The sequence below is a fragment of the Marinomonas sp. BSi20584 genome (genome assembly GCF_002792415.1).
Taxonomy (GTDB): Bacteria; Pseudomonadota; Gammaproteobacteria; order Pseudomonadales; family Marinomonadaceae; genus Marinomonas; species Marinomonas polaris.
The window spans coordinates 100,198-121,329 of sequence record NZ_KZ454879.1 but is presented as its reverse complement, the minus strand read 5'-3'; the positions used below and the strand labels follow the sequence as shown (position 1 = coordinate 121,329).

The following is a 21,132-nucleotide window of genomic DNA, read 5'->3' as shown; positions in this document are numbered from 1 at the left end:
CGGCATCAAACCTTTTTCTTTTAATACGCCCGGTTCCATGCACCTTGAATGGGGTGGCGCAAAGCGTCTTGGTGAACTGCTTGGTGAGTGGTTCAAAGAACGTAACTTATTAATCGTCACTGACAAATTTTTGAATGAAAGCGGCCTATTGGAACAAACCAAAGACTCGCTAAAAAAACACGGTTTCACGGTAACTGTATTTGACGATGTGGTCGCTGATCCACCAGAACACGTGCTAATGGAATGTGTCGAGCAAGGTAAACAAAGCCATGCCGATATCGTCCTAGGCTTGGGTGGTGGGTCTTCTATGGACATAGCCAAATTAGTTGCTGTCATGCTTACATCTGAACAACCACTATCTGAGCTATACGGCATTGGTAAAATCACTGGCACCAGAACGCCATTGATACAAGTTCCTACCACGGCAGGCACAGGTTCGGAAGTGACCAACATCACAATTCTTACCACTGGCGAAACCACAAAAATGGGCGTGGTATCGCAGCAGTTGTACGCAGATCGCGTCTTGTTGGATGCAGAGTTAACTGTTGGTCTTCCAGCGTTACCAACTGCAGCAACAGGCATTGATGCCATGGTTCATGCTATTGAAGCCTACACGTCGGTTCATCTTAAGAATCCGTTGTCAGATGCATTGGCAAAAGAAGCCTTGCGTCTCTTGAGCCAAAACCTAGTTACTGCGTGCCAAGATGGACAAAACCGCGCGGCCCGTGAAGCTATGTTGTTAGGTGCAAATTTAGCGGGCCAAGCCTTCTCTAATAGCCCAGTGGCAGCGGTACACGCCCTTGCTTATCCATTGGGCGGTCATTATCACCTACCTCATGGCTTAACGAACGCTCTCATGCTTGGTCCAGTCTTACGCTACAACATGGCAGTTGCTGCGCCATTGTATGCGGAACTTGCCGATGTCGTTCTGGGTTATTCAGATGAAGAGATGGAAATACGCTCAGCGAAATTCGTCGATTTCATGCAAAAACTGATGAACGAATCTGGCGCACCGCAGCGCCTACAAGATGTTGGTGTCACCGAAGAAAGCCTACCAACACTTGCCAAAGACGCCATGCTACAAACTCGCCTGTTAGGCAACAACCCTGTTCCAGTAACTGAAGAAGATGCATTGGCTTTGTATCAAGCTGCTTTCTGATTCTAAGCAACCTCGCCCCATGAAGGTGGGGCTAATAACTAAAAAAATAAAAGGAAATAACCATGAGAGAAGAACGCATTGATGGCCAAGAAACACCCTATTGGAAAATGGGGCCTTTTAAAGTCAGGCTGCCTTTTGTCCATTATCGTTTCGAATGGCCGGATTACTTTCAGGGCCTACTAATGTGTGCGGTCGACTTAGCCGCCATTCCGTTAATGACAGAACTACTCGGGATGCCATTTGAAGTCGCATTGGCAGTCGTCATGCTTAATGGCTTGTTCTATTTGTTACACCATTTGTTAGGCGACCCTGTCGTACCTGGTTGGATCACGCCAGCGATTCCACTACTTATGGCATATTGCTCAACCTTCCCTGAAGGGCCTGAACGAATACATGCTCTCGTATCATTCCAGTTACTCTTAGGGGTATTTGCGATTTTCATTGGTGCCTCGGGATTAGCTCAGAGGGTCGTTTCTCTCATACCACAGGCAATAAAATCTGGCATTATCATAGGTGCCGGTATTGCTGCTGTCATGGCGGTATTTAAAGTAGACGGACGTTTTGATACTTATCCTGTGACCATTACGCTTGCGGTTGGCGTGGCGTTCTATGTGATATTTTCGCGTCATTTTGCAGAACTAAAGCAAAACAATGCCTTGTTTAATCTTATTGGTAAGCTGGGCATCTTCCCTATCATAGTTTTAGCAATTCTCATTGCACCAACTGTTGGTGAAACCTCTTGGCCGACAATTCAGTGGGGATTCTCATCTCCAGACTTTGTTACTCTTTGGAAAGAGTACACAGTATTCGGTCTCGGTATGCCGCCAATTATGATGTTTATTACCGCAATACCAACCGTCCTTGCAGCCTACATTGTGTTGTTTGGCGACGTATTACAAAGTAAAGCGATTTTAGATGAAGCCGATCTAATTCGTACCGACGAAAAAATTGATTACAGTCCAGACCGTGCACACTTGATTTTTGGCGCAAGAAACTCAGCAATGTCGATTCTTGGCCCAGATGTAACAATGTGTGGACCATTGTGGGCTGCTATGCACGTAGTAATAACAGAGCGTTTCAGCCAAGGTAAAAAAGCCATGAACTCCATCTTTGGGGGCGCGGGCTCTTTCCGCTGGGGAACCAATACTGGTTTGCTATTCATGCCTATCGTCACACTGGTTCAACCTATTCTGGGTGTAGCTTTGGCACTTACTTTGCTGATTCAAGGCTATGTATCAGTGAAAATCGGTATCATGGAAGCCAGATCTCAACGTGACCTTGGTATCGCAGGTATCGTTGCCGCTGTGCTGGCGACTCGTGGTGCAACATGGGCATTCGCTGTTGGCGTAGTGTTATGCCTTTTAGTCTACGGTCGTGATTTCTTCAAGGGTGAAAAAGACACCACTTTTGTAAAAGATCAAACGAAGTAAAGATCCAATCAACAGACACGGCTCCGTCGTGTCTGTTTTCGAAAAACCAGAACCGTTTCCTCCTCGTTATTGACTAACTCAACAACAAAAGTACTTACTTAAAAAAACAGGCACTCTCTCGTTCTCAATATTTTATTATCAATAAACCAGCTAATTTCCGTTATATGCCTTCTAACTTGCCTTTCACGCCGTCTGAAATATTCCCAAGCGTGGCGTTATCCAATAGACTAACCGTCCGGATTTTCTGGGCTTTAAGGCCTTACTAAACTTCCGATAATAATGATTAAAACTGTGGGTATTTTAATGTTAAACAAACTGGTCAGTTCGGCTGAGGCGATTTCCCATTACATGGGAAGATGCGTTGCTTGGCTTACGTTAGCGATGATGCTGCTTACCTGCCTCATCGTGCTGTTGCGTTATGGCTTTGATATTGGTGCGATAGCGCTGCAAGAGTCCGTGCTTTATATGCATGCCATGGTCTTTATGTTGGGTGCGGCGTACACCTTTAAAGACGATGAACATGTTCGCGTTGATGTTTTTTATCGTGACTTTTCTGTCACTAAAAAAGCGTGGGTAAATATCATTGGCGGTCTTTTCTTTCTTTTGCCATTCACACTTTACACCGCATATTTGAGCTTTGATTACGTGAGTGCTTCTTGGCGAGTATTAGAAACCTCCCCTGAACCTGGCGGTTTGCCTTTCGTGTATCTGCTAAAAACACTTATTCCCATCATGATGATTAGCCTGATCATTCAAGGTACGGCTGATATTTTGAAGAATATTGGCGTTGTGACTGCGGCTCGCTCTCTCATTAATAGACAGGCTAAAGGACAAAACTAATGGCTGAATTTATTCCTTTATGGCTGTTTGCCGGCGTTTGTGTCTGCTTGCTTTTTGGTTACCCTGTGGCGTTTTCTTTGGGCGGCACCGCGTTGATTTTTGCCGCGGTTGGCTCTATATTCGGCACCTTTGATAGTGTTTTCTTAGAAGCCTTGCCAAACCGTTTATTTGGTATCGTCGGCAATGAAACCTTGATCGCAGTACCACTGTTTGTCTTGATGGGCGTTTTGCTCGAAAAATCCAAACTAGCTGAAAAACTACTCGACTCCATGGCCATGCTGTTTGGCACCTTACGTGGTGGTTTAGGCATTTCAGTTATTTTGGTGGGTATGTTGTTAGCCGCAAGTACCGGTATTGTGGGCGCAACCGTGGTGACCATGGGTATGATCTCGTTACCAACTATGTTGCGTCGTGGCTACGATCCAGCGTTAGCGGCCGGCACTATTTGTGCGACAGGTACTTTGGGACAAATCATACCACCCTCCATCGCTTTGGTTCTATTGGGCGATGTTATGTCCAATGCTTATCAAAAAGCACAATTGGAAATGGGGATCTTCTCGCCTAAAACCATCTCTGTGGGAGATTTGTTTGTTGGTGCGCTGATTCCTGGCTTAATCTTGGTTGGGCTTTATATCCTTTACGTCATCATGGTAGCTTGGTTGCAGCCGCACAAAGCACCTGCTGTGCCTCGTGAAGAATTACGTAATGGCTCAAACGAATCCCTAGCCGTTCAGCTATTTAAAGGATTGGTGCCGCCTTTAGTACTTATCTTCGCCGTATTGGGTTCTATTCTTAGCGGGATTGCGACACCAACCGAAGCTGCGGGCGTTGGTGCACTAGGCGCTGCGCTATTGGCGTTAGGCAGCGGTAAACTGAACTTGCCCACCTTAAAAGACGCGGTATATTCGACTGCAAAAGTCACCTGCATGGTGTTTATGATCTTAATCGGCGCCTCTTTATTTTCGTTGGTGTTCCGTGGCTTTGGTGGCGAAGAGTTGATTCAAGACTTCTTCTCGCAACTTCCTGGTGGCGTTGTTGGCGCAATGATCGTCGTGATGCTGCTAATGTTTTTCCTTGGCTTCATCCTAGACTTCATTGAAATCACCTTTGTGGTTGTGCCAATTGTTGCACCTGTATTGTTAGCAATGGGCTTAGATCCAGTGTGGTTGGGTATTATGATGGCAATCAATTTACAGACATCATTCCTCACTCCACCATTCGGATTCGCGCTGTTTTACTTGCGTGGCGTAGCGCCTCCAGAGCTTAAAACTCAGTCTATTTATAAAGGCGTAATACCTTTTATTCTTATTCAGGTTTCTGTGTTGATCATGTTATCTATCTGGCCAGATCTAGCAACTTGGCTACCTGAACAAGTCTATGCCGACTAGGGACCTCAATATGAAAGCAATGCAAATAAAAGACTACGGCCCAGCCAGCGATTTATCGCTGGTTGATGCTCAAAAGCCAAGCATCAATGAGGACCAAATTTTGGTTCAAGTTGGTGCTGCTGGTGTGAATCCTGTGGACACTTACATTCGCTCAGGCACCAATAATTATTCAGCTAATTTTCCACACACTCCTGGCTCTGATGGCGCTGGGACGATTGCTGAACTAGGCGCTAACGTTGTTGGCTTCGAGGTTGGCCAACGTGTTTATTTTAGTCGTAACTTAAGCGGATCTTCTGCTGAGTTCGCCGCCTGCGCAGCAACCCACACCTATCCGCTGGCTGATGCTTTGTCTTTCGAAGAAGGTGCTTGTGTTGGTATTCCTTACACAACTGCTCATCGTGCCTTGTTTGGTCGCGCTAACGGCAAAGCCGGCGATAAGGTATTGGTACATGGTGCAACAGGCGCAGTCGGCATTGCCACGGTGCAATTAGCCTTAGCAGCGGGAATGGAAGTAGTTGCCAGTTCTGGCACCGCAGCTGGCGCCGATTTATTACGCCAGCAAGGTGTGACTAACATCATTATGCACAATGAAGCAGACCATCTTGCGCCTTATCAGTCGTTAGAGACGGGTTTTGATATCGTTATCGAGATGCTTGCCAATCACAACTTAGATCAAGACTTAAAAGCATTAGCCTTTGGTGGTTGCGTTGCGGTCGTGGGGAACCGCGGCACGATAGAAATTAATCCTCGTGACTTAATGGCTCGAGATGCTTCTGTCGTCGGTGTAGCATTGGCTAATGTGAAACCCACCGAACTGACTTTGATTTCGAAATCCTTACGCCCGCTGTTTGAAAAAGGCGTACTTAAGCCCGTTATTCGTCATAGCTACCCGCTTACAGAATTAGCGCAAGCACACGAAGATGTCTTAAAATCTGGTGCGCTAGGCAACCTTGTTATTCGTATAAACTAGAATAAATCAATACAACTCAAACATGGCGCTTCATAAGCTCTTTTATAGGCTTTTTATAAGCTCTCTAAAAAAGGAAAGCGTCGTGTTTTTTCACCTTCAATCTGCCTCTATATGCACTCCAAGCCTCCATTTATGCAGTAAAATACGACATCTTCAAAAAAATACGCTACTAAAGCCGCCTTAAGGTCGCTATACTTTCTTACTTATGTTTATGCAAAAGGCACATTTTGACTCAGTCTGATTCCGATGTTTTCAGCCTACCTACCGAAGCGGACGCCCACGATCATGATTACCATCAACTGGTGGTTGTGCTAGATGGCAATACCGATTTCGATATAGAAGGCAAAGGCAAGCAACTGCATACTGGCGAAGGCTGTATTCTTCCGTCTGAAAATAGCCATGCGTTTGCGGGTCTGGGAGAAAATCGCATCATGGTGGTCAATCTGCCTATTCCGCCGCAAAAAGGTATTACCGACGAAGAATACGAAGTCGTATCGCGTTTGTTTGACCAAGCGGCGTATTTTCAGCTTAATCCGCGTTTACAGATATTGGCCTCGGCATTGTCTGGTGAATTACAGCAATATCCGAATGATATGATTCTGGCTCGTGCTTGCGGCAATACTTTGTTGAGCGCCATTCGTCATCAAATCAACAATAAAGATGTTCGTTCTCGTGGCAACCATCTTGATATCGATAAACTAGACCAGTTTATCGAGCTGAATTTATCTCGTCGTGTTCATATCGATCAGTTGGCAAACTTCTGCTTTTTGAGTGTCAGCCAGTTTCACGAACGTTTTAAAGACCGCACCGGCATGACACCGCATCAATATCTAATGCGTAAACGTTTAGAGCGTGCTCAAAGCTTGCTCGCTGAAGGCTTCCCACCAATACAAGTAGCCGAAATGTGTGGTTTCTCTAGCCAAAGTGCCATGACCAATGTGTTTTCTCAAACCCTTGGCATTACGCCATTAAAATACCAAAAGCAATTTGGTAATCGCTAATTCTCTTTCTTCCTAAAACACCATAAAACGCCCTATTTATAAGCATTTCGATAATTTCCTCAAATCTTCTGCACAAGAATGAATATATGTCCCATTTATTCTTATCCAGTCGGACTTTCTTATAAAAAAAAACGATTTTTTCGAAAGACAATTTATCCCTTCTGTCACTAAAGTGTCAGCATTATCCAGACATGCATTTTTTTGATTATGCAGAGTGAAAAGTAGTCAAAAAAGCGCTTAATGCTCTATAACAATATGCGGCCTTAATAAAAAATCATTTGGTTTTTTATGTTAACGCGGGAGAATCCAACCATGTTTAAAGCGATTGAGGTGTTACAACCTAACTTCATTCAGCGCCCACTCAATGAATTGTGGCAGCTAATTTCCCCTCTTTATAATATGGATGAAGAGAAGTGGTTAAATGAATTATTACCTTTGGCAAAACCCACTGAAGGTGAGCTAGAAACCCAAACCAATGCCGCTGCAAATTTGATTGCCGAAGTCCGCAAAGACGACGATAGCATGTCTATGATTGACGCTTTGCTACTAGAATATAGCTTAGACACCAAAGAAGGCATTTTGCTGATGTGTTTGGCAGAAGCGCTAATGCGCGTGCCAGATAAAGAAACTGCCGACGCCTTCATCAAGGACCGCTTGAGCGTTGCCGATTGGGCATCTCACGCTAAAAACTCGGACTCTTTCTTCGTTAACGCTTCTACTTGGGGCTTATTGTTGACGGGTAAAATCGTCACTATGGACGAGAAAAAAGACGGTACGCCAGCTAACTTGGTAAACCGCATGGTAAACCGTGTTTCTGAGCCGGTGATTCGTAAAGCGATGAACCAAGCGATGAAAATAATGGGACATCAGTTTGTTCTAGGCCGCAGCATTGAAGAAGCTTTGTCTCGTGGTAAAGGCTACCGTGACAAAGGTTACACTTACTCTTTTGACATGTTGGGTGAAGCGGCATTGACTGCTGCCGATGCTGACAAATACCTAAAATCTTACATGCAAGCGGTTGAATCTGTAGGCAAAGACACCTACAGCAAGGGTCACCGCCCAACAATCTCTATCAAACTGTCAGCTCTTCACCCACGTTATGAAGTCGGTTGTGAAGACCGCGTAATGACAGAACTTTTCGACAGCGTTAAAGGTTTGATCATCAAAGCACGCTCGTTGAACGTCGGTATCACCATCGATGCTGAAGAAGCAGATCGTTTAGAACTTTCTTTGCATTTGTTTGAAAAACTTTATCGCGACGAATCCACTAAAGGCTGGGGGTTATTTGGCCTTGTGGTTCAGGCTTACTCAAAACGCGCTCTGCCGGTTTTAGTTTGGTTGGCTGCACTATCTAAAGAACAAGGCGATCGCATCCCTGTGCGTCTTGTGAAAGGCGCCTACTGGGATTCTGAAATCAAGATGTGTCAACAACGCGGCATCAGTGGTTACCCAGTTTACACTCGTAAAGAGTCAACAGACGTTTCTTATTTGGCTTGCGCTCACTTCTTATTGAGCGAACACACTCGTGCGAATATCTTCCCGCAGTTTGCGAGCCATAACGCACATACTATCGCAACGATTAGCTGTTTAGCTAAGCAATTAGGCGCGACAACACAAGAATTTGAATTCCAACGTCTACACGGTATGGGCGATGCACTTTACAACCGCTTGATCAAAGACAGCGACATCTGCGTACGTATTTACGCGCCAGTAGGTAGCCATAAAGACTTGCTTCCATACTTGGTTCGTCGTCTGCTAGAAAACGGTGCCAACAGCTCATTCGTTCACCGATTAATCGATGCTAGCTACCCGATTTCTGAGTTGATAGGTCATCCAGTTACTACGCTAGAAAGTCGTAAAACACTGGCAAACCCGCATATCAGCTTGCCTTCTGGTTTATTTGACGACCGAAAGAACTCATTCGGCCCGAACATCGAGATTGACTCTGAATGGACGCCTTTCAAAGCCAAAATCGATGCTTTCATGGGACAAGACACCCAATGGCGTGCCTTCCCTATCGTTGGTGGTGAGAAAGTCGCAACAGGTCAAACACATTCTATTGAAAGCCCTTACGACCACAGCCAAACTGCAGGTCAAATCGACTGGGCAGACACAGCGACCGTTACCAAGGCAATCGACCTTGCCGAAGCCGCTTTCCCTGCATGGTCAGCACGTCCAGCGACTGAACGTGCTGACTGTCTAGATAAAATGGCTGACTTGATGGAAGAAAACTACGCAGAATTGATGGCACTTTGCCACCGTGAAGCAGGTAAAACCATTCAAGACAGCATCGACGAAGTACGTGAAGCCGTTGATTTCTGTCGCTACTATGCTCAACAAGCTCGTAGCCACTTTGCCAATCCAACCAGCTACACAGATTTCTTAGGTCAAGAAAAACAAGCCAAGCTAAACGGCCGCGGTGTGTTCACTTGTATCAGCCCGTGGAACTTCCCATTGGCAATCTTTACAGGCCAAGTGGTTGCCGCTCTTGTAGTTGGTAACACAGTGGTTGCGAAACCGGCTGAGCAAACGAGCTTAATCGCATTCCGCGCCATTGAAATGCTACACCAAGCAGGCGTTCCAACTGACGTACTTCACTTGTTACCTGGTGACGGCGCGACAGTTGGTGCTCCACTTACTAGCGACAAACGTATTGCCGGTCTTGCCTTCACAGGTTCCACTGGTACAGCACAATTGATCAACCGTACCCTTGCAGCTCGTGGCGTTGCGCCAGTGCCAGTGATTGCGGAAACAGGCGGTCAAAACGCTATGTTGGTTGATTCAACTTCTTTGCCTGAGCAAGTAGTTCGCGATGCGGTACGCTCAGCGTTTGCGTCTGCTGGACAACGTTGTTCTGCATTACGTGTATTGTTCGTACAAGCCGATATTGCAGATCGTGTTATTCCGATGATCAAAGGTGCCATGGCTGAACAAAGCGTTGGCTTGCCTTATCTACACAGCACAGATGTGGGTCCGGTTATCGATAAAAAAGCACAGAAAATGCTACTAGATCATATCGAATACATGAAAGCGGAAAGCAAATTGATCGCTCAAACGGAGCTTCCAGATTTCGCTAAAAACGGTACCTTCGTGGCGCCAACAGCGTTTGAAATTGCCAGCATTGATCAGCTAACGGATGAAAAATTTGGTCCTATCCTTCACGTTGTACGCTACAAAGCACGCGACTTAGATAAGATCATCGATACTATCAATAACTCAGGCTTTGGTTTGACTATGGGTGTTCACAGCCGTAACGAAACCACTTGTGCACGCATTGCTAGTCGCGCTCGTGTTGGTAACCTTTACATTAACCGCGACCAAGTCGGTGCGGTAGTTGGTGTTCAGCCTTTCGGCGGACAAGGTTTATCCGGCACAGGGCCAAAAGCTGGCGGTCCACATTACCTTCAACGCTTCGCTATTGAGCAAGACCTTTAAGGGGAGACATTACTATGACAATCGTACAACCTATCCAAATTCAGGTCGCTCAAAAAGTCTTCGAAGCATGGGACAAGCTTGGCGTAAACGGTCGTGCAGAAAAACTGCAGAAAGCCCTTAACGCCTTCCCTAACGAACAGAGAAAAATGGCTGCTTGGCAAATCAATAATGCTAAGCAATCTATTGCAGAAACACGCGTCATGCCTGGGCCAACTGGCGAACGTAATGAGCTATCAAACCAAGGCCGTGGCGTGTTTCTTTGCATGTCTTTTATCGAAGGCGATAAGGCAAAAGTCGGTTTAGTAGGCCAAATATTTGCTGCGCTTATTGCTGGTAACCCAGTGATTACTGTTGGTCCAATAGGCCAAGAAATCATGGATATGATCTCTCCATTCGTGGCTGAAGGTGTCGTACAGAACATTGCAGAATCAGCGCAAGATTCTTTGATCGAAGCCAATCACCTAGCTGGTATCGCAACGCTTTGCGACCCTATGCAAGCGCAGCAGCTTAGCCAACGTCTTGCAGCGAAAGGCGGCCTAATCTGCCAATTGGTTGAAGAAACCGATGCGGAAAATTTAAGTGTCATTGCCAAACCGCATTACGTGCTGCGCTTTGTCACTGAACGTACTGTGTCTAACAACACAACCGCAATCGGCGGCAACGCGACACTGCTTGAATTGGGCAGCATGAACGACTAATACTCGTTCGATATGCAACTCGAAACAGCCCTCCTTGGAAATAAGAAGGGCTGTTTTTGTATTACTCAGAACTTGATGGTAACAACGCATTTTCCCACGCTTTAATAAAACGTCGACGCTTAGAGTCATCAAGATACACCATCAAAGCCGGCCCTAATGGAATGGGATGAAAATTAATCGTCTGATCTTGTACATCTTGATGTGATACCAAATCATCAATATCTGGGAATAAGGCCACCAGCTCGCTTTTTTTCGCAATCACATCCTGCCCAGCTTCTGAAATCAAAAAATTCACGAAACGCTGTGCGTTTGCAGCATGTTTAGCTTGTTTAGGAATAAAGACAGCACGGCTCACCACTAACGCATAATCTTGCGGTATTACCACACCAATGCGGTTATCTCGTTTTTCACGTCCCAAAGAGTAGGAACCCAATAAGTTATACCCAAACAATAATTTTCCTGACGCAATGTCATCCAATAAAATAGCGGTGTGCCCATAAACCTTGGTGCGAGCACGGCCTAAGCTTTCTTGCAGACGCCCGCTAATACTTGATGTTACTTCATCTTGTGTAGCAACTAAGTAGCCAATACCTGAACGACGCGCATCATAAGACCCCACTTTGTGAATAAAAAAATCATGCTCATTACGCATCGCACTGGCTAATGATTCATGGGTCAAAGGCACTGTCTTACCTTGAAAGGCTTTTTTGTTGTAAACAAAGACAATCGGCTCGTAGGTAAAGCCTATCACTTCATTACGCCAATTTGCCCAACTAGGCAGACTTTCAACGGCGCTCCCCAACACTGGTTGCGCATAACCATCATTGATAAGTCTAACTTGCAGGTCCATGGCAGAGCTAATAACCACATCCGGCTGATTTTCTAAAGACTCAGCTCTTATGGTCTGATCCAATTCTTGAGTATCAAACTCATGGTATTCTAGTGCTATCTGAGGATTTTGTATTTTAAAGGCTTCAAGTACAGGTTCGATTGCGTTTAAATCCGTCGCGCTGTATATGATTAATTTGTCGCTTTCCCGCACGGCTTCCAATGCCGCAGGCTCGGCAAAGGCTTTGCTGGCCAGCAGTATAATCAAGATGCTTAATAACTTCATGAGGATGCCTCATTGGGCAAGCGTAGCCGCGCCCGAAGCCCACCTAACGGACTGTCCTCTAAGTAAAATTCACCGCCATGGGCTTCAGCTACGCTGGTCACAATAGACAAACCAAGGCCTGAACCACTGAGTCCATTTTCCAAGCGCTGAAAACGTTCTAATGCTTTTTCTCTCAATTCAATAGGAATACTAGGACCAGCATCGTCAATAATAATGTCGATACCATAGGAGTCCATTTTTAGGCAAATCTCAATCTGGTTCTGCTCAGAACCGTAATAAACCGCGTTATCTAAAAGGTTACGAACCGCTTCCCGTAAGCTAATGGAATCGCCCATAAACAAAGGTAGTTTCTGCTCGCATTGGTAAGAAAAATCTATCATGCGATGCGCATTGTCTCGTACACATTCTGTTAATAACTGCTTCATGACTCTTTCGATATCCATCTTTTCGGTAACCACCGTATCACCTCGATGTACTACCATAGCGTGGGTGAGCAACTGATTGGTTAAACGCGTCAAGCGCTCATGTTCTTTGCGAATTTTACTTAAATGTTCTGGCAAGTCCGCCAAATTTTCGCTTTGGCTGGCAATGTCTAATTGAGCTTGCGTGGCGCTTTGTGCAGTACGAATTTGATGACTGGCATCAGCGATAAAACGCTTCATCACAGCTAAATTGGATAATAATTGCGCTTGATAATCATTGATCGCACTTACTAATGGCGAAACTTCTTGAATGGGCGTGGCTTGAATAGGCTTGGCCGATATCAATGAGTGAGATGTCAGGCTTTTAGAAATAGAACTCAACGGCTCAAGAGCACGATTAATCGCCACCCACAAGACAATCATCACACAAGCCATAATACAAAAAAGTACAGCGAAGCTTCGGTATAGAATGTCATTCATCATCTTATGCCGCGCTCTAAGCGTTTGCGCCAGCACCACAGTGACCCAACCAGACACCGCAGGCTCTGATAGCCTTTTATGGCGAATTACGACACGAACCTCTTCAGATAAATAATGCGCATTATAAAAAACGATAGCCGATTCATCGTTAAATTCATCAGGTAAAGGCATGTCTGGATAACCGGTAATAAGCTCGCCTTGAGTACCTAACGCCTGATAAAACACCTTGTCTTCACCGGCAAGCTGCATCATTTCAAACGCGGCGTAAGGCAAATCAAGATCCACTTGTTTACCATAAACATGCAAGCCTTCCATGATAGACAAGCTAGCGCTGTTGAGAAGTCGATCATAGGAATAATTGGCTGACTGGCGAGCATAGTGCCAAACACCAAGACTCAAAATAAGAAAAATAGACAGTAACAACAAGGCTGAACGGCCTAGCATTCGCGTGCGGATTGAATAGCTTTTCTCAGTCATCGACATGGGCTAAATACCCTAAACCACGGATGGTTTTGATAATCAAAGTCGAGCCGTCTAACTGTTTTCTTAAACGTGTTAGGGTTTGTTCAATGGCATTTGGAGTATAGGCTTCATCGTAGCTGTAGAGCCGATTGGAGATGTCATCTTTAGTGAGCACACGATCCAGATTTTTCAGAAAAAGCTCCAATAATTGCAGCTCCCGTGGTCGCAAATCTAACAATACATCATTCACTTTAGCGGAGTGCGCTGCCAAGTCAAAAACCAAATTACCACACTGTATTTCGTTACTAGCACCACCACGATCACGACGGTAAAGCGCACGACAACGGGCTGCTAATTCACGAAAATCAAAAGGTTTTGCTAAATAATCATCAGCCCCAAAGTCTAATGAACTGACTCTGTCATCAACTTCAGTTCGCGCCGTTAACACCAAAACAGGGATGCGATTGCCTTGATTACGTAAACTCTGTAATAGCTGAAAGCCACTCTTGCCGGGCAAGTTAATATCTAAAATCAACAAATCAAAGTCGTCAAAAGATAAACTGGCTTCAGCTTTTTCAACCGAGCCAATCCAATCGATAGGGTGACCTAAATTCTTAAAATACACACGAATCGAGTCGGCCAAGCTCTCATTGTCTTCAATCAATAACATACGCATGACGAAACCCTATCTCTTCTTCTTGTCAGGTTAGTGTCAGTTTAAAGGAGTAACTTTGCTCACTCCTGTACAACTTTGTACAGCAAAATAAAACAAAAATAAATTTGGAGAATAAAAATGAAATCCAATATTGCCTCTTTATTACTTGTTGGCGGTCTTACTGTTGCGCTAAATGCCAGCGCATTCGAACCATCTAAACCAAGCTGTATTGCCCCTGCAAAACCAGGTGGTGGCTTCGATTTAACTTGCCGTATTTTATCAACAGGCTTCGCTAAAGCAGGTATCACTAAAATTCCAATGGCGGTTACCTTTATGCCTGGTGGTATCGGCGCCGTTGCTTATAACTACATCAATTCCACGACACCAGACGACCCAAACAAACTCGTCGCGTTTAGCTCTGGCTCATTACTCAATATTGCTCAAGGTAAATTCGGTAAAGGATTAGACGAAAATAATGCTCGCTGGGTGGGCACAGCTGGTGTTGATTATGGTGCAATTTTGGTAAAAGCCGATGCTCCATGGAATACATTGGGTGAATTAGTAGACGATATCAAAAAAGACCCAAGTAAATTTGTGCTTGGTGCTGGCGGCGGTGTTGGTAGCCAAGATTGGATGAAAGCGGCAATTCTCATGAAGTCTTCTGGAGTAGATCCTAAGAAAATGCGCTACGTTGCTTATGAAGGTGGCGGTGAAGCTTTAGCAGCACTACTTGGCGGACACATTAAAGTTTTCCCTGGTGATGTAGGCGAAATGGAAGGCTTAGTTGAGTCTGGCAAAGTGAAAGTACTTGGCATCATGTCTCCTGAACGCTTGAAAGGTAAGTTCTCCAAGTATCCAACAGCCATTGAACAGGGCTATGACGCCGAGTGGACCATTCTTCGTGGTTACTATTTAGGGCCTAAGGTTTCAGACGAAGCCTACAACTACTGGGCAGCTCAATTCCAAAAAGCCTATAAAAACCCTGCTTTTGAACAAGTTGTGGTCGACCAAAACCTTGTACCATTTAACATGTCTGGTCAGGTTCTAGATAGCTACATTAAAGAACGAGTCGCTTATATGCGTGGTTTAGCAAAAGAAGCTGGCTTAATTAAGTAGTGAATTGGGGCAATAATATGTTGTATGACCGCATTTTTGCGGGCGCATTATTGGTACTGTCCGGGCTTATTGCTTGGACAGCTTTCCATTTCGATGTCCCGTTTCAATATGAACCATTAGGGCCAAAAGCCTTTCCTATCATCTTATCTATTGTTTTAGCCGCATGTTGTGTTTGGATGATAGTAAAACCCGATAAAAACTCTTGGCATCCGACCAAAGAGATTGTAACCAAGATAGTCATTGGTCTGGTGATAATGGTGTTGTATGCCGTCCTATTTGAAAAAGCAGGCTTCATTATTGCCACAACCATAGTAGGTGCCATTTTTAGCTGGTTATTTGGTGAAAAACCTCTCAAAGCCTTCTTGTATGCCCTCGCCCTAAGCTTAATCAGCTATTTCTTATTAGCCGATTTAATGGAGCTTAATGTCCCAACTGGCCTACTTCTCGGAGACTTATAATGGACGTTTTACATTATTTATCGATTGGCTTCTCTGTTGCACTGACGCCTCTTAACTTGGGGTTAGTTTTAGCAGGATGTTTTATCGGCACACTCATTGGTTCATTACCCGGCATTGGGCCAATCAATGGCGTGGCCATTTTATTGCCATTAGCTTATTCCGTGGGTTTACCTCCAGAGTCTGCCTTGATTCTATTAGCTGGAGTTTATTACGGCGCAGAATATGGCGGCCGAATTTCCAGCATTTTGCTCAACGTCCCAGGAGACGCTGGCGCGATTATGACAACCTTAGATGGTTACCCAATGGCCAAACGCGGAGAAGGCGGTCGAGCATTAGCTTTATCTGCCGTTTCATCTTTCCTTGGTAGCATGGGTGCGTTACTTATGATGGTGATTTTTGCGCCATTACTTAGCAAATTAGCTATTCAATTTGGTCCTTCAGAATACGTTTGGTTAATGCTTTTTGCCTTTACATGTTTAGCAACTATGGTGGGTAAACGTCCAATTAAAACCGTCGTGGGCGTGATCATTGGTCTACTTTTCGCGACAGTTGGCATTGATTCTGGTACCGGTATTTTGCGCTTCACTATGGGTATACCAAACTTATTTGATGGCGTGGATTTTCTGGTAGTTGTGATCGGAATGTTTGCCATTAGCGAAGTGCTCATCCTGCTAGAAAGCTGGGCACGTAATGATTTGAAACTCACGCCAGTAGGAAAAAGCTTTATTAGCTTTTCAGACATCATGGCGGTGAAATGGGTGATTTTGCGCTCAACTCTGTCTGGTTTCTTGATTGGTGTTTTACCGGGAACTGGCGCTTCTATTGCGAGTGCCGTTGCCTACGGCACTGAAAAACGTTTTGCTGAAGGAAAAGATGATCATTTTGGCGATGGCGATATTCGCGGCCTTGCTGCACCAGAAGCCGCAAACAATGCATCAGCAGCAGGCTCGATGGTGCCTATGTTGACATTAGGGATTCCAGGCAGCGGCACGACAGCCATCCTATTGGGTGCACTATTAATGTTTAACATCACACCTGGTCCGCTATTGTTTGAACAACAACCTAATATTGCTTGGGGTCTAATCGCTTCTATGTTCATTGGTAATATTGCCTTGTTAGTAATGAACTTACCGCTGATAGGCTTATTTGTTCGACTACTCTCTATCAAACAGTCTTACCTCGTGCCTATCATTGTGATGCTGACATTCGTCGGAATCTACTCCATTCATGGCGACACGTTTGACCTGTTCTTCATGATTGTATTAGGTGTGTTTGCCTTCATCTTACGCAAATTAGGCTTCTCTCTTGCACCGGTTATTTTGGGCTTGGTATTAGGAGAAGTATTAGAAGAGAACTTGCGTCGAGCATTGTCTATCAGTGGCGGTGATTGGTCTATCTTACTAAATGGCACCATGACTTATGTCTTGGCTTTCGCAACCGTTGCGGCACTAACTGCTCCTAGAATACTAAAAGCACTGAAGAAATGAACGTCATAGACTAACTCGTCTTAACAAAAAGCCTTCATGATCAATCTGGCCATGAAGGCTTTTTAGTTTTATACCACTCAGTTATAAAAGTTTAGTTTACTCAAGTTCACGAGCATTAATAAAAGCCCGCTCAGAGATTTCATGCCATGCTCTGACTTTTCCGTTGAACTCTTTGAACGAGTTGTAGACTTTTGACTCATTGGATCCGCGGCAGCCACTTCATCTAATGTTTCAGCTGCGGCTTTTTTCAATGCTACCAAGACTTCTTTTGGAAATGGTTTCAAAACCACGTGATGCTCATTTACTAAGGTTTCTAACGCGGCGTTGTTACGCGCGGTAAATTCATCCAACATGTCGGCATTCACTTGGCGAGTTGCTGCTCGAACAATCAGCTGAAGATCGTTTGGCAAGGCTTCAAACGCTTCTTTATTGTAGATTGCTTCCATGGTTGAACCCGGCTCATGCCAACCTGGGTAGTAGTAGAATTTGGCAGCTTTGTACAAACCAAATGCTAGGTCATTGTATGGACCAACCCATTCTGTCGCATCAATGGTGCCGGTTTGAAGTGCAGTGAAGATATCACTACCTGGCAAGTTAACCGGTGTACCACCGACCTTTTTCAACACTTCACCACCTAAGCCAGGAAGACGCATTTTCAGGCCTTGGAAGTCAGCAAGAGAATTGATCTCTTTATTGAACCAACCTCCCATCTGTACCCCTGTATTACCTGCTGCCATCGGAATAAGATTAAAAGGTGCGTAAGTCTCTTCCCACAATTTCAGGCCGCCACCATAGTGGAGCCATGAGTTCATTTCCTGTGCGGTAAAGCCAAACGGTACGGCGGAGAAAAACTGTGCCGCTGGAGCTTTGCCTTTCCAGTAGAAAGCACCACCATGACCCACTTGAGCAGTGCCACGTGATACCGCATCAAACACTTCCAACGCGGGTACTAGTTCGCCTGCAGCGTACACTTTTACCACTAAACGCCCATTCGACATTGCGGTAATATTTTCCGCTAGATGTTCTGCCGCTGTGCCTAAACCCGGAAAGTTTTTCGGCCATGTTGTGACCATTTTCCAATGAATGACATCCGCCGCTTTCTCAACCTTTGCCGTTGCTTTCTCTTCTGATTCACCACAAGCCACCAAGCTCGCCGCCGTCAAACCGACTAATGCCAGTTTTCCCCACATTTTTATTGTTCTCATTGTTTATCCCTAAAAGACTGAATGACTTTATTTTTATAAAAGCTTTGCTTGATGCTACAAACCAAGCAAAGGCGAGTCGACAACCAACTCTATAGCCATAGCTTATGCGCTAAGTGTTTTTGATAGTATTAATTGCAATATCAAGGCTCAAGACTTTTTTGGTTTTATTTTTAAGTAGTATTTATCAGTCGAATGAGTAAGTCCTATAAATAAAAAAGCTCCGTTATCAAAAATAACGGAGCTTTTAACTGTGCTAATCGACTATCAAGCAAAAACGCTTAGAAGCTTAATCGTCTGCGCGTGCATTAATATAAGCGCGCTCAGAAATATCATGCCATTCACTCACAGGTGCTAAAAAGCTCTTGAAAGAATCATAGACTTTTTGGCTCTCAGGATCATTCGCAGCCACTTCTTCTAGAGTCTCAGTAGACGCTTTCTTAAGTGCTTCCAACAAGTCTCGAGGGAAAGGCTTAAGAATCACATGATGCTCATTTACCAAAGTTTGCAGCGCAGCATTATTAAGCGCAGTAAACTCGTTGATCATGTCTAAATTAGCTTGTTGAACCGCAGAGCGCACAATGGCTTTTAAATCTTTTGGCAAGGCTTCAAAAGCGTCTTTATTAAAGATAGCTTCAACAGCAGAACCTGGCTCATGCCAGCCTGGGTAATAATAATATTTCGCTGCTTTATACAAGCCAAACGCAAGGTCATTATAAGGCCCAACCCATTCTGTAGCATCGATTGTCCCAGTTTGAAGCGCGGTGAAAACTTCGCTAGCAGGTAAAGTAATAGGCGATGCACCAACTTTTTTCAGTACCTCTCCACCTAACCCTGGCATACGCATTTTCAAGCCTTGGAAATCGGCTAACGAGTTAATCTCTTTATTAAACCAACCGCCCATTTGCACGCCAGCATTACCAGCTACCATAGGAATTAAGTTAAACGGAGCGTAGATTTCTTCCCACAGCTGTAAACCACCGCCATAGGCAATCCAAGCGTTAAATTCTTGCGCGTTAAAACCAAAAGGAACCGTAGAGAAAAACTGCGCTGCTGGCACTTTTCCTTTCCAGTAATACGCAGTGCCGTGGCCCATTTGCGCTGTGCCACGAGATACCGCATCAAATACCTCTAATGCTGGAACAAGTTCACCTGCAGCATAGACTTTAATGTCCAAACGGCCGTTGGACATTTCTTTAATATTATTCGCCAGCGCTTGTGCACCTGTGCCCATTCCAGGCGTATTTTTCGGCCAAGTTGTTACCATTTTCCAATGAATGACATCAACTTTTTGTTCTACCTTTGCGGTTTCTTTTTCTTCAGATCCACCACAGGCAACCAAAGTAGCTGTTATTACACCGACCAGTGCCACTTTTGCCCATATTCTTATTTTGCTCATTCACTTTATCCATTAAGAGACGAATTACATTTATAACTAGCGCTTTGCCCGATACGCTTTATCCAATAAATCGATCAAAACCAACGTGATAAATTAAGCCCTGTTACCAACAGATAGCAGGGCTTAATAGTGGCGCTAGTTCTTTATTCCATTAATAACAAACTAATTAATCTGTAGCGCGAGCATTGATAAATGCGCGCTCAGAAATATCATGCCACTCACTAACAGACGTTAAGAAACCAGTGAAGGAGTCATAGACTTTTTGGCTCATTGGATCGTTAGCAGCCACTTCTTTTAGTGTTTCATCAGACGCTATACGCAAAGCTTCCAAAAGGTCTTTCGGGAACTTTTTCAAAATAACATGATGCTCATCGACCAAAGTCTTCAAGGCAGCGTTGTTACGAGCTGTTAGTTCACTCAACATATTCAAGTTAGCTTGTTGTGCAGCTGAACGAACAATCTCTTGTAGGTCTTCTGGTAATGCATTGAAAGCGTCTTTGTTAATAAGCGCCTCAACTGCAGAACCTGGCTCTTGCCAACCTGGGTAATAGTAGTATTTCGCGGCTTTGTACAAGCCAAACGCTAGGTCATTGTATGGACCTACCCATTCAGTGGCATCGATAGTGCCAGTTTGAAGAGCAGTAAACATTTCACTGCCAGGAAGGTTAACCGTCACCGCACCAACTTTCTTCAGTACTTCGCCACCAAGACCTGGCATACGCATTTTTAAGCCTTGGAAATCAGCTAAAGAGTTAATCTCTTTATTGAACCAACCACCCATTTGCGCGCCTGTGTTACCAGCAGCCATCGGAATGATATTAAACGGTGCGTAAACTTCTTCCCACAGTTGTAAACCACCGCCATAAGTAATCCAAGAGTTAAACTCTTGTGCCGTCATACCAAAAGGCACAGACGAGAAAAATTGTACCGCTGGCGCTTTGCCTTTCCAATAATACGCAGAGCTGTGACCCATTTCTGCAGTGCCACGAGATACAGCATCAAACACTTCCAACGCAGGAACAAGCTCACCTGCGGCATAAACTTTAATATCCAAACGACCGTTAGACATTTTAGTAATATTTTTCGCTAGCTCTTCAGCACTTGTGCCCAAGCCAGGAAAGTTTTTGGGCCAAGTCGTGACCATTTTCCAATGAATTGTTTCTACTTTCTTTTCTACTTTTGCCGTTTCTTCCGCTTTCTCTGATCCGCCACAAGCGACCAAAGACAAAGCAAACAAACCAGCAAACGCCAATTTGCCCAATACCATTAAATTACGCATTATTTTCCCTCAGAGAGCCAGTTACTTGATTACTATGAAACCCATGGTCTCAATAGAATCTATCTGTGATATGAAAATAGGGGCTATTAAAACATCGGTTAAATGCCACCTATTTCTGTATTTTTATAATAAATCAG

General features: G+C 44.6%; 16 protein-coding genes and 1 pseudogene. 11 read left to right on the top strand and 6 right to left on the bottom strand.

Features of this window, described 5'->3' with window-relative positions; genetic code table 11:
* Positions 1-4: 4 nt before the first annotated feature.
* The 8 genes from TY87_RS12045 (at position 5) to TY87_RS12010 (ending at position 10,921) form a co-directional block, all read left to right on the top strand.
* Positions 5-1,159 carry an iron-containing alcohol dehydrogenase gene (locus TY87_RS12045; RefSeq protein WP_442919211.1) on the top strand — a complete coding sequence of 385 codons (1,155 nt, stop codon included), beginning with the start codon at positions 5-7 and terminating at the stop codon, positions 1,157-1,159.
* A gap of 62 nt (positions 1,160-1,221) precedes the next feature.
* A complete protein-coding gene (locus TY87_RS12040) occupies positions 1,222-2,589 on the top strand; it encodes a hypothetical protein (RefSeq protein ID WP_072839361.1) in 1,368 nt (455 codons plus the stop codon).
* 303 nt (positions 2,590-2,892) lie between these two features.
* Positions 2,893-3,429, top strand: coding sequence for a TRAP transporter small permease subunit (locus tag TY87_RS12035; protein WP_072839482.1), 537 nt, complete (start codon positions 2,893-2,895; stop codon positions 3,427-3,429).
* Positions 3,429-4,817, top strand: coding sequence for a TRAP transporter large permease (locus TY87_RS12030; protein WP_100187260.1), 1,389 nt, complete (start codon positions 3,429-3,431; stop codon positions 4,815-4,817). Before TY87_RS12035 ends, TY87_RS12030 begins: the two co-directional genes overlap by 1 nt.
* Positions 4,818-4,827: 10 nt before the next feature.
* Positions 4,828-5,787 (top strand): NADPH:quinone reductase, encoded by a 960-nt coding sequence (locus tag TY87_RS12025; protein ID WP_100187259.1) that lies wholly within the window; start codon positions 4,828-4,830, stop codon positions 5,785-5,787.
* A gap of 227 nt (positions 5,788-6,014) precedes the next feature.
* The gene (locus TY87_RS12020; protein ID WP_100187258.1) at positions 6,015-6,788 is read left to right on the top strand and encodes a helix-turn-helix domain-containing protein; all 774 of its coding nucleotides are present in this window, start codon (positions 6,015-6,017) and stop codon (positions 6,786-6,788) included.
* A gap of 312 nt (positions 6,789-7,100) precedes the next feature.
* Positions 7,101-10,223, top strand: a complete 3,123-nt coding sequence (gene putA / locus TY87_RS12015) for a bifunctional proline dehydrogenase/L-glutamate gamma-semialdehyde dehydrogenase PutA (RefSeq protein WP_100187257.1) — start codon at positions 7,101-7,103, stop codon at positions 10,221-10,223.
* A gap of 14 nt (positions 10,224-10,237) precedes the next feature.
* Positions 10,238-10,921 (top strand): 1-pyrroline-5-carboxylate dehydrogenase, encoded by a 684-nt coding sequence (locus tag TY87_RS12010; protein ID WP_072839356.1) that lies wholly within the window; start codon positions 10,238-10,240, stop codon positions 10,919-10,921.
* Between the two features lie 61 nt (positions 10,922-10,982).
* On the opposite strand, the gene TY87_RS12005 is transcribed toward TY87_RS12010, so the two are convergent.
* From TY87_RS12005 to TY87_RS11995, 3 genes are read right to left on the bottom strand one after another with little or no spacing between them, the layout of a single operon-like run.
* Positions 10,983-12,035 (bottom strand): ABC transporter substrate-binding protein, encoded by a 1,053-nt coding sequence (locus TY87_RS12005; protein ID WP_100187256.1) that lies wholly within the window; start codon positions 12,033-12,035, stop codon positions 10,983-10,985.
* Positions 12,032-13,420, bottom strand: a complete 1,389-nt coding sequence (locus TY87_RS12000; RefSeq protein WP_100187255.1) for a sensor histidine kinase — start codon at positions 13,418-13,420, stop codon at positions 12,032-12,034. The genes TY87_RS12005 and TY87_RS12000 overlap by 4 nt, the downstream gene beginning before the upstream one ends.
* The gene (locus TY87_RS11995; RefSeq protein ID WP_100187254.1) at positions 13,407-14,075 is read right to left on the bottom strand and encodes a response regulator transcription factor; all 669 of its coding nucleotides are present in this window, start codon (positions 14,073-14,075) and stop codon (positions 13,407-13,409) included. Before TY87_RS11995 ends, TY87_RS12000 begins: the two co-directional genes overlap by 14 nt.
* 117 nt (positions 14,076-14,192) lie before the next feature.
* Here TY87_RS11995 and TY87_RS11990 point away from each other — a divergent pair, with 117 nt between their 5' ends.
* The 3 genes from TY87_RS11990 to TY87_RS11980 are packed head-to-tail and all read left to right on the top strand — an operon-like array spanning position 14,193 to position 17,115.
* Positions 14,193-15,170, top strand: coding sequence for a Bug family tripartite tricarboxylate transporter substrate binding protein (locus TY87_RS11990; RefSeq protein ID WP_100187253.1), 978 nt, complete (start codon positions 14,193-14,195; stop codon positions 15,168-15,170).
* 17 nt (positions 15,171-15,187) lie between these two features.
* Positions 15,188-15,628, top strand: a complete 441-nt coding sequence (locus tag TY87_RS11985) for a tripartite tricarboxylate transporter TctB family protein (protein WP_100187252.1) — start codon at positions 15,188-15,190, stop codon at positions 15,626-15,628.
* Positions 15,628-17,115, top strand: coding sequence for a tripartite tricarboxylate transporter permease (locus TY87_RS11980; protein WP_100187251.1), 1,488 nt, complete (start codon positions 15,628-15,630; stop codon positions 17,113-17,115). The genes TY87_RS11985 and TY87_RS11980 overlap by 1 nt, the downstream gene beginning before the upstream one ends.
* A gap of 96 nt (positions 17,116-17,211) precedes the next feature.
* Here TY87_RS11980 and TY87_RS11975 read toward each other — a convergent pair.
* The 3 genes and pseudogenes from TY87_RS11975 to TY87_RS11965 form a co-directional block, all read right to left on the bottom strand.
* A pseudogene (locus TY87_RS11975) lies at positions 17,212-18,320 on the bottom strand (TRAP transporter substrate-binding protein).
* Between the two features lie 286 nt (positions 18,321-18,606).
* A complete protein-coding gene (locus TY87_RS11970; RefSeq protein ID WP_100187250.1) occupies positions 18,607-19,716 on the bottom strand; it encodes a TRAP transporter substrate-binding protein in 1,110 nt (369 codons plus the stop codon).
* 166 nt (positions 19,717-19,882) lie between these two features.
* On the bottom strand, positions 19,883-20,995 hold the full coding sequence (locus TY87_RS11965) for a TRAP transporter substrate-binding protein (protein ID WP_012072101.1): 1,113 nt from the start codon (positions 20,993-20,995) through the stop codon (positions 19,883-19,885).
* Between the last annotated feature and the right edge of the window lie 137 nt (positions 20,996-21,132).

Excerpts from the sequence above, each read along its gene's own strand:
- putA (WP_100187257.1), top strand. The coding sequence starts at position 7,101 with ATGTTTAAAGCGATTGAGGTGTTACAACCTAACTTCATTCAGCGCCCA.
- TY87_RS11995 (WP_100187254.1), bottom strand. The coding sequence starts at position 14,075 with ATGCGTATGTTATTGATTGAAGACAATGAGAGCTTGGCCGACTCGATT.
- TY87_RS11970 (WP_100187250.1), bottom strand. The coding sequence starts at position 19,716 with ATGAGCAAAATAAGAATATGGGCAAAAGTGGCACTGGTCGGTGTAATA.
- TY87_RS11985 (WP_100187252.1), top strand. The coding sequence starts at position 15,188 with ATGTTGTATGACCGCATTTTTGCGGGCGCATTATTGGTACTGTCCGGG.
- TY87_RS12030 (WP_100187260.1), top strand. The coding sequence starts at position 3,429 with ATGGCTGAATTTATTCCTTTATGGCTGTTTGCCGGCGTTTGTGTCTGC.
- TY87_RS12025 (WP_100187259.1), top strand. The coding sequence starts at position 4,828 with ATGAAAGCAATGCAAATAAAAGACTACGGCCCAGCCAGCGATTTATCG.
- TY87_RS12000 (WP_100187255.1), bottom strand. The coding sequence starts at position 13,420 with ATGTCGATGACTGAGAAAAGCTATTCAATCCGCACGCGAATGCTAGGC.
- TY87_RS12040 (WP_072839361.1), top strand. The coding sequence starts at position 1,222 with ATGAGAGAAGAACGCATTGATGGCCAAGAAACACCCTATTGGAAAATG.
- TY87_RS12010 (WP_072839356.1), top strand. The coding sequence starts at position 10,238 with ATGACAATCGTACAACCTATCCAAATTCAGGTCGCTCAAAAAGTCTTC.
- TY87_RS11980 (WP_100187251.1), top strand. The coding sequence starts at position 15,628 with ATGGACGTTTTACATTATTTATCGATTGGCTTCTCTGTTGCACTGACG.
- TY87_RS11965 (WP_012072101.1), bottom strand. The coding sequence starts at position 20,995 with ATGCGTAATTTAATGGTATTGGGCAAATTGGCGTTTGCTGGTTTGTTT.
- TY87_RS12005 (WP_100187256.1), bottom strand. The coding sequence starts at position 12,035 with ATGAAGTTATTAAGCATCTTGATTATACTGCTGGCCAGCAAAGCCTTT.
- TY87_RS12035 (WP_072839482.1), top strand. The coding sequence starts at position 2,893 with ATGTTAAACAAACTGGTCAGTTCGGCTGAGGCGATTTCCCATTACATG.
- TY87_RS11990 (WP_100187253.1), top strand. The coding sequence starts at position 14,193 with ATGAAATCCAATATTGCCTCTTTATTACTTGTTGGCGGTCTTACTGTT.